Genomic DNA, 8480 nt, shown 5'->3' on the forward strand with positions numbered 1-8480 from the left:
GCAAAGAAGAGCCCCAGAAACGCCGGCAACATCGCCAGAAACGTAAGCCCCGCCACCAACGCCGCCCAGACCAGCATCGGCACCGGGTTTTCGATCACCACCCGCAGGCTCGTGAGCATCGCAGTCACAAAATCGACCTCCCGATCCAGCAAGAGCGGCAACGACACAACCGTCAGACTATAGAGCAGCAGGGCAAAGACCGCGCCGACGCCTGTTCCCACCGCCAACATGCTCAGCCCCTCTGGCGTGAAATAGACCTCGAGCGAAGAGGAGACATTGGTCATCGTCGACAGCCCCAGAAAGAGCGCAAAGATCATATGCGCAAGGAAAAACCAGAACAGAAACACCATGATGATGATGGCGCAGATCGAGGGCAATTGCCGCCGCCTCTGATGCGCGATGACGCCAAAGATTTCAGAGGCCACGAGTGCGCGGCCCGTGCTTAACCGGTGGCTCACCTCATAGAGCCCCACCGCCGCGAACGGCCCCACCAAGGGGAATCCCACGGCGGCAAAGATCAGCCAGTAACTCTTGCCCGTAGCCCATGTGATCCACGCAAGGATCAGACCGATGACCACATAGACCCCGGCAAAGATCACCGCAAAGCCCGGCGCGCGGCGCATGTCCGCCCAGCCCCGGCGCAACGCCTCTGCCAGCATGTCAAAGCGGACCTCGCCCATCTCCGGCACGCCCAGCGGCTTGACCTCGTTCTGCGGCATGGTGCCCGTCCTCCCCTTTTTGGGGGAGCCTAGAGCAATTTCGAAGCAAGAGGATAGAGTCTTTCTGCAATGACCCGGTCTGTATGGCGCGCCGCGCCTTACCGCGCCGCATCCGGGTTGAGCCGCAGCACCGCGAGGTTGAGCATGCCCGCCACGCTGACCCACGTCAGATACGGCACAAACAGAAGCCCCGCGATCCAGTCCACCGACCAGAGCGCCACCAGCGTCACCGCCACCGAGGCCCAGAGCGCACACAGCACGATCAGCCCCAGTTTCATCCGCTGCAGCCCGAAAAAGACCGGCGTCCACAGACCATTGAGCGCGATTTGCAAGGACCAGAGCGCCATCGCAATGCCGTTGCCGGGGCTCACCGCCACCCGCGCCCCAGCCGCCGCCATGCAGATATAAAGCGTGGTCCACGCCACCGGAAACAGCCAGTTGGGCGGTGTCCACCACGGCTTTTTCAGCCGCGCATACCAGTCACCCGGCGGAAAGAGCCCGCCGGTCGAGCCTGCCGCGAAACAAGCCGCCAGAAAAATCCCGAAGGTAATCCATATCATGCAGTCTCTCTAACCCGCCCGGCATCCCGGCTCAAGCCTGACTCGCGCTCGATGTCCTGCGCCTTGAGGCGTGCCAGCGCCTCATAGAGCGTATCGCTCCAGTCGGCGGCGCGGGGGGCATCCTGTGCCGCGGCGCGGACCAGAAATTCGGTCTCGGGCAGCGACCGGGCATAGATCACAGGCGAACCGGGCAGGATCATACTGCCCCCCGCCCGCAACATGGCCAGCATCAGCCAACCCATTTTCTGCGTGCCATTGGTGCGGGCACGGCGCGTGATGCTGTCATGGCCTGCGCCGCGCACCTGCGCCCCGATGCCAGCATAGATAAAGCGCGCGGCATAAATTCCCGGACGCGCCGACAGCGGCAGCGCGGCAATCCCCGCCTCGGACCGGGCATAGAGCGTGTCGGCCTCCATCAGCAGGCGGCGCACCATGCGCCGCACCTCAGCCGAGGGGGAGGGTGCCTGCAGAAATTCCGCCGGGGTCATCCCCGCCTCGGCCAGCCAATCAAGCGGCAGGTAAAGCCGCCCTTCACGGGCATCCTCGCCCACATCGCGGGCAATATTGGTCAGTTGCATCGCCACGCCCAGATCACAGGCCCGCGCCAGCGCATCGCGCTCGCGCACCCGCATGAGCACGCACATCATCGCGCCCACCGCAGAGGCCACGCGCGCCGAATACCCGCGCAACTCTGACAGGGTCTCATAGCGGCGCTCTTCGGCGTCCCATGCCAGCCCCTCCAGCAACGCTTCGGGCAGGGCGCGCGGCATGTCGAACTCTTCGATGATGGCGGCAAAGGCGCGGTCAGCGGGCGCATTACGCGGCCGCCCGGCATAGGCCAGATCGAGCCGCTCATGCAGCGCAAGAACCGCCGCCGCCTTTTCGCGGTTCTCGTCCACCGCGTCATCCGCCAGTCGGCAAAACGCATAGAGCGCCAATGCCGGATCACGCACGCTGCGTGGCAAGAGCTTGGACGCGGCATGGAACGAGCGCGACCCGTGACGGATCGCCTCGGTGCAATGCGCCAGATCCTGCGGCGCGATCATCGCAGCCCCCCGACCGGCGCGCCAACCGGCACCGCGTCAGGCACCAGTTGCGCCAGCACTTCGGCGCTGGAAATCACCCCTGGCAGCCCCGCGCCCGGATGCGTGCCCGCCCCCACCAGATAGAGGCCACGCACCTCTTCGCTGACATTATGAGGCCGGAACCACGCGCTTTGCAGAATACGCGGCTCGATGGAGAAACCAGCGCCATGCGGGCTCAGGTAACGATCCCGAAAGGTCTCGGGCGTGAACACCTCAGAGGCGCTCAAATGCGCCCCAAGCCCCGGAAGCAATTGATCCTCCAGCACCTTTTGCACCTTTTGGCGATAGGGCTCGGCCTCGGCCGCCCAATCCACCGGATTGGCATGGCCCAGATGCGGCACCGGGCTGAGCGCGTAGAACGTATCACCCCCCGCAGGGGCCACGCCCGGATCGGTGACAGAGGGGCGATGCACATAAAGGCTCATGTCGTCCGCCAGAACACCGCGCCGAAAGATGTCGCGCACCAGCCCCTTGTAACGGGGACCGTTGAGAATGGTGTGATGGCCCGCATCCGGCCACATCTCGCGCGTGCCTTGCGTGCCGAAATACCAAACAAAGAGGCTCATCGACCAGCGCGACCGCTTGAGCCGCGCCGTGGTCCAGCGCCGTTTGGAGTGATTGCGCAAGAGGTGATCATAGGTATGGCCCGCGTCCGCGTTGGAGATCACGATATCGGCGCTGATCCCCTCGCCGCCGGTCAGGCGCACGCCCTTGGCCCGCCCGTCTTTGATCACGATTTCATCGACCTCGGCCCCTTGCCGGATCACACCGCCCTGCCCTTCGACCACCCGGACCATGGCGCGGGCGATGGCATCGACACCGCCGATGGCATAATGCACGCCAAACGCCGCCTCGAGATGGCTCACGAGCGCATACATCGACGTCACATTGAACGGATCACCGCCGATAAAGAGCGGGTGAAACGACAGCGCCATACGCAGGCGTTCGTCCTTCATCCGGCCTGCGGCATGGGCATAAACCGACCGATCCGCCCGCAACCATGCAAATTTCGGCAAGACCTTGATCAGATCCACCAGCCGGTGCATCGACCGCCGCCCAAGATCCTCGAACCCGAACCAATACCGCGCCTCGCTGTCCTTGACGAAGCGGTCATAGCCCGCCAGATCACCCGGCGAGAGACGAGAGACTTCGGCGCGCATTGCGTCCCGGTCTTGTCGCGCGGTAAAGGTAGAACCATCCGGCCAGCGAATTTCGTAAAAGGGATCAAGCGCGCGCAGATCAACATCTGCGTCGAAATCCCGCCCACAGGCCGCCCATAATTCGCGAAAGAGCTGCGGCACGGTCACGATGGTCGGCCCAAGATCGAACCGGTGCCCGTCCCGCGTGATGCTAGAGCCGCGCCCACCGGGGCTGTCCAGCCGGTCCAGAACCGTGACCCGGTATCCCTTGGCACCCAGACGCATGGCCGAGGCCAGACCGCCCAAACCTGCCCCAATGACCAGCGCATGCGGGGCATCGGCGCGTGTGGCCTGTTCAATCAGGCGCGGATCGACTCTTGTCAACATAGGTTTAGACTACATGTGTCTAGTTTAATTGACAATCCTTTCTCGCACCTCTTTTCTTGGGGGAAAATCCATGTCAAACTTGCCTGACAGTCCCTCAAGGAGCGGTGCCATTCAGACCGTCAGCCTCAGTTTCTTTCGCTTCTCCCGCGGTATCGACCGGCTTTGGGCGCTGACGATGATGGGGGCTGCGCGCTTGATGCTGCCGCGTGTGCCGGGGATCGGCTTTTGGAAACTGCTGGGGTCCGGCACCGGCGAGGGCTTTACCCCTATCCCCAACACCGGGGTTTATGCCATTCTGGCGGTCTGGCCCGATGCTGCCACGGCGCGCGCGCAGACCAAAGGGGCCCGCGTCTTTCGCCGCTATCTCGCCCGCGCCAGCGAAAGCTGGACGCTCTTTCTGTCGCCCACATCGGTGCGCGGGCAATGGTCAGGGGCCACGCCCTTCGAGATCACAACCCCCGCCGACAAAGGCCCCCTTGCCGCGCTTACCCGCGCCACCGTGCGCCCGCGCAAGGCGCTGCAATTCTGGCGCCGCGTGCCGGATATCAGCGCCGTGATCGGCGCCGACCGCAATGTCGCGTTCAAGACCGGTCTGGGCGAGGTGCCGCTCCTGCATCAGGTGACATTCTCGATCTGGCCTGACAGCCAAAGTATGGCAGAATTCGCCCGCCGGGACGGCCCGCATGCCCGCGCCATCGCCGCCGTACGCGATGGCGATTGGTTCCGCGAAGAACTCTACGCCCGATTTCGCGTCATCGGCGAACAGGGCACATGGGGCGGGACCAGCCCGCTCGACCACATCAAGGAAGAACAATGACCGCAGCCTTTCCGTTTTCCGCCATCGTCGGTCAGGACGACATGAAACGCGCCATGATCCTCACGGCGATCGAGCCGGGGCTTGGTGGCGTGCTGGTGTTCGGCGACCGCGGCACCGGCAAATCCACCGCCGTGCGCGCGCTGGCCGCCCTCTTGCCCCCCATCCGCATGGTCGAGGGCAGCCCGATCAACGCCGAACGCCCCGAGGATACGCCCGACTGGTCGACCGCCCCTTTGGGCGAGATGGTCGAGCGACCGACGCCTGTGGTCGATCTGCCACTTGGCGTGACCGAAGACCGCGTGACCGGCGCGCTCGATATCGAGCGGGCGCTGACCTTGGGCGAAAAGGCGTTTCAACCCGGCCTTCTGGCGCGGGCCAACCGGGGCTATCTCTATATCGACGAGGTCAACCTGCTCGAGGATCACATCGTCGATCTCTTGCTTGACGTCGCCCAATCCGGCGAGAACGTGGTTGAACGCGAAGGGCTCTCGATCCGCCACGCGGCCCGCTTTGTGCTGGTGGGCTCGGGCAACCCGGAAGAAGGCGAATTGCGCCCGCAACTCCTCGATCGCTTCGGCCTCTCGGTCGAAGTGCGCTCGCCCCAGAACATCGAAGAACGCATCGAAGTCATCCGCCGCCGCGATGCCTATGAGCGCGATACCGACGCGTTCATGGCGACATGGCAGGCCGAGGATGCCCTGATCCGCGACCGGATTCTGGCGGCGCGCAGCGCGCTGCGAACGGTTCAGTCCCCCGACGACGTCTTGCGCGACTGCGCCACGCTCTGCATCGCCATCGGCGCAGACGGGCTGCGCGGCGAGTTGACCCTGCTGCGCGCCGCCCGCGCGCTTGCGGCCTATGAGGGGGATGACGCCGTCACCCGCGCGCATCTGCGCCAAGTGGCCCCGCTGGCCCTCAGCCACCGGCTGCGCCGCGATCCATTGGATGAAGCAGGCAGCGCTGCGCGCATCGCCCGCGCCATGACCGAGGTCTGGGGATGACGCCCAGCCCCGCATGGGCGCGCGCCCTTCGGGCGCTCACCCTTTTGGCGATTGATCCCGAGGGCCTGCGCGGCCTGACCCTGCGCGCGCGCGCAGGCCCGGTGCGCCAAGCCTTCGATGCAGCACTCGCGCACCTACCCGGCCCTGCCCGGCGCATCCACCCCGATCTCAGCGACACGCAGCTTTTTGGCGGCGCGGACATTGCCGCCACCCTCTCTGCCGGGCGACTGATCCGCAGCGCCGGACTGGCTGAAACCCCTGCGCGGCTGGTTCTGACCATGGCCGAGCGCACGCCGCCTGCACTCGCGGCGCGACTGGCACAACTGCTGGACCAGAGCCAGAAGCATACGCTCGTGCTCTTTGACGAGGGGATCGACGCCGAGGAATCGGCCCCGCAGACCCTCTGCGAACGGCTGGCGCTCCATGTCACGCTCGACGACATCCGCCATGACGCGGCCCCCGCCCTCATGCCCGCCGCCGCCGATCTTGAAGAGGCGCGCGCGCGCCTGCCCAACATCCAGCACAGCCCTGAGGACATCGCCAAGCTCACGGCGCTGGCCGCCAGTTTCGGCATCGACAGCCTGCGCGCGCCCTGGCTCGCGCTGCGCGCGGCGCGCGCACTTGCGGCGCTCGCGGCCCATGCGCAGGTGACGCAAGACGATCTGCGCGAGGCGGCAGAGCTGGTCTATCCCGCCCGCGCCACGCAACTGCCGCAAGAGCCGGAGCCAGAGCAGCCCGACGCCACGCCCGAACCCGAAGAGCAGCGTCAGAGTGAGACGCCGGATATCCCCGACGAATTGCTCATCGCGGCGGTGGCCGCTCTGCTGCCCCCCGCGCTGCTGGATCAACTGACGCAACGCGGTGCCACGCGGCGTGCCGCTGGTTCAGGGGCCGGTGCCCGGCGCAAGGCGCATCAGCGCGGCCGCCCCCTGCCCGCGCGGCCCGGTGCCCCGGACGGGCGCGGGCGCATCGACCTCATCGCCACCCTGCGCGCCGCCGCCCCGTGGCAACCGCTGCGCCGCAGCACCCGCCCTGATAAACCGGGCGTGATCATCCACGCCGCCGATATTCACCTCAAACGCTACGAGGATCGCGCCGACCGGCTGGTCATCTTCGCGGTCGATGCCTCTGGCTCATCAGCACTGGCACGGCTGGCCGAGACCAAGGGCGCCGTCGAGCTTTTGCTGGCCGAGGCCTATTCCCGGCGGGATCAGGTGGCGCTCATCGCCTTTCGCGGCATGGGCGCCGATCTTATCCTGCCCCCCACCCGCGCGCTGGTGCAGGCCAAGCGGCGTCTGGGCGGTCTGCCCGGTGGCGGCGGCACCCCGCTTGCGGCGGCCCTTGGCGCGGCACTCACCCTCGCGCAGCAATCGCAGGCGCACGGGCTCAGCCCTACGCTGGCACTCCTGACCGATGCGCGGGCCAATATCACGCTCGACGGGCGCGGCGACCGCGCCGAGGCGGCCAAGGACACCACCACCATGGCGCGGCTCTGGCGCGCGCAAAACCTGCCCGCGATCGTGATCGACATTTCCGCCCGTCCGGGGCCGGAACCAGCCCAACTTGCCGCAGAAATGAACGCTCGCCACCTGCCCTTGCCGCGTGCCGACGCGCGGCGGATTTCGACGGCAGTCACCTCCGCCCTCGGGGGCTGAGCGATGGATTGGCAGCGCGATCTGGTGACATGGCCGCTCAATGCCCAGTCACGCCGCATCCATCACCCCCCCCACCAATGGCATGTGCAAGAGATGGGGCACGGGCCCTTGGCACTCTTGCTGCACGGGGCCGGGGCCTCGACCCATAGCTGGCGCGAGGTGATGCCGCTTCTGGCGCAGAGCCACCGAGTCATTGCCCTTGATCTCCCCGGTCAGGGATTTTCCCGCGCCGGAAACCGGCGGCGTCTGGGCTTGCCCGGCATGGCCGGGGATATTGCCGCGCTCTGCACCGCCCAAGGCTGGCAGCCTGATCTCATCCTTGGCCATTCGGCCGGCGGGGCCATCGCGCTGGATCTGGCCACGCGGCTGGTGACGCCCACAGGCCACCCGCCCGATATCGCCTGCGTCAACGCCGCCCTCGGCCCGTTCGAAGGCGTGGCAGGCTGGCTCTTTCCGGTTCTGGCCAAGGTTCTGGCGCTCAACCCGCTCACCCCCACGCTCTTTACCCTTGGGGCGGACAAGGTCTCTCGCGCGCGCCGCCTGATCGAGAGCACCGGATCGCGCCTCACGCCCGAAGGTCTCGCGCTCTATGCGCGGCTGATCGGGGACCGCGCGCATGTCGATGGCACCTTGCAGATGATGGCGCAATGGGATGTGGCCCCGCTTCTGACCCGGCTGGACGCGATCCCAAATCGCTGCCTCTTGATCACTGGTAGCGGCGATCTGGCGGTGCCGCCCGAAACATCGGCGCGCGCCGCCACCCAGATGCCGCGCGCGCGCACGCTGTCGCTAGACGGTCTGGGCCATGTGGCGCAGGAGGAGGATGCCGCGCGCGTTCTGGCCGCGATCCTAGATCCCAAAAACTGGCCCGATTGAGACCTCAGGCAAGACCGCGCACCGGGTCCACGCGCGCGACCTCCACCTCGTGAAAGATCGCACAGCCCCGCCCCTGCGCCTTGGCGGCATAGAGCGCCAGATCGGCATCGGCCATCATCCGCGCCGCTTCGGGGTTGTCATAGGCGCAGCTGAGCGTGATGCCGACGCTGCCGGAAATCCGACACATCTGCGCGCCGTAAGGCACCGGCTCTTCCAATCGGGCGATCATGCGACGGGCCAA

The 8480-nt window shown here is 66.6% G+C and carries 9 protein-coding genes; 4 read left to right on the forward strand and 5 right to left on the reverse strand.

Features of this window, described 5'->3' with window-relative positions:
- The 4 genes from KBT70_RS05905 to KBT70_RS05920 all read right to left on the reverse strand — a co-directional run.
- Nucleotides 1-719: DUF2189 domain-containing protein (locus KBT70_RS05905; RefSeq protein ID WP_296629709.1), on the reverse strand; the 719-nt coding region annotated here is incomplete at its 3' end.
- A 98-nt stretch (nucleotides 720-817) separates the two neighbouring features.
- Nucleotides 818-1279 carry a TspO/MBR family protein gene (locus KBT70_RS05910; RefSeq protein WP_296629711.1) on the reverse strand — a complete coding sequence of 154 codons (462 nt, stop codon included), beginning with the start codon at nucleotides 1277-1279 and terminating at the stop codon, nucleotides 818-820.
- A complete protein-coding gene (gene crtB / locus KBT70_RS05915) occupies nucleotides 1276-2325 on the reverse strand; it encodes a 15-cis-phytoene synthase (protein ID WP_296629713.1) in 1050 nt (349 codons plus the stop codon). The genes KBT70_RS05910 and crtB overlap by 4 nt, the downstream gene beginning before the upstream one ends.
- Complete coding sequence (locus KBT70_RS05920) at nucleotides 2322-3890, reverse strand: phytoene desaturase (protein WP_296629715.1); 1569 nt, start codon at nucleotides 3888-3890, stop codon at nucleotides 2322-2324. Before KBT70_RS05920 ends, crtB begins: the two co-directional genes overlap by 4 nt.
- A gap of 70 nt (nucleotides 3891-3960) precedes the next feature.
- On the opposite strand from KBT70_RS05920, the gene crtA reads away from it, so the two are divergent.
- From crtA to bchO, 4 genes are read left to right on the forward strand one after another with little or no spacing between them, the layout of a single operon-like run.
- Nucleotides 3961-4707: a spheroidene monooxygenase gene (crtA, locus tag KBT70_RS05925; RefSeq protein WP_296629716.1), complete on the forward strand. Its 747-nt coding sequence runs from the start codon at nucleotides 3961-3963 to the stop codon at nucleotides 4705-4707.
- Nucleotides 4704-5708: a magnesium chelatase ATPase subunit I gene (gene bchI, locus KBT70_RS05930; protein ID WP_296629717.1), complete on the forward strand. Its 1005-nt coding sequence runs from the start codon at nucleotides 4704-4706 to the stop codon at nucleotides 5706-5708. Before crtA ends, bchI begins: the two co-directional genes overlap by 4 nt.
- Nucleotides 5705-7363, forward strand: a complete 1659-nt coding sequence (locus tag KBT70_RS05935) for a magnesium chelatase subunit D (RefSeq protein WP_296629719.1) — start codon at nucleotides 5705-5707, stop codon at nucleotides 7361-7363. The genes bchI and KBT70_RS05935 overlap by 4 nt, the downstream gene beginning before the upstream one ends.
- A 3-nt stretch (nucleotides 7364-7366) precedes the next feature.
- Nucleotides 7367-8239, forward strand: a complete 873-nt coding sequence (bchO, locus tag KBT70_RS05940; protein ID WP_296629721.1) for an alpha/beta fold hydrolase BchO — start codon at nucleotides 7367-7369, stop codon at nucleotides 8237-8239.
- A 4-nt stretch (nucleotides 8240-8243) separates the two neighbouring features.
- On the opposite strand, the gene KBT70_RS05945 is transcribed toward bchO, so the two are convergent.
- The coding region (locus KBT70_RS05945; protein WP_296629723.1) for a diguanylate cyclase at nucleotides 8244-8480 on the reverse strand (237 nt) is incomplete at its 5' end.

Origin of the sequence: Roseovarius sp. (genome assembly GCF_018066915.1) — a bacterium.
Classification (GTDB): Bacteria; Pseudomonadota; Alphaproteobacteria; order Rhodobacterales; family Rhodobacteraceae; genus Roseovarius.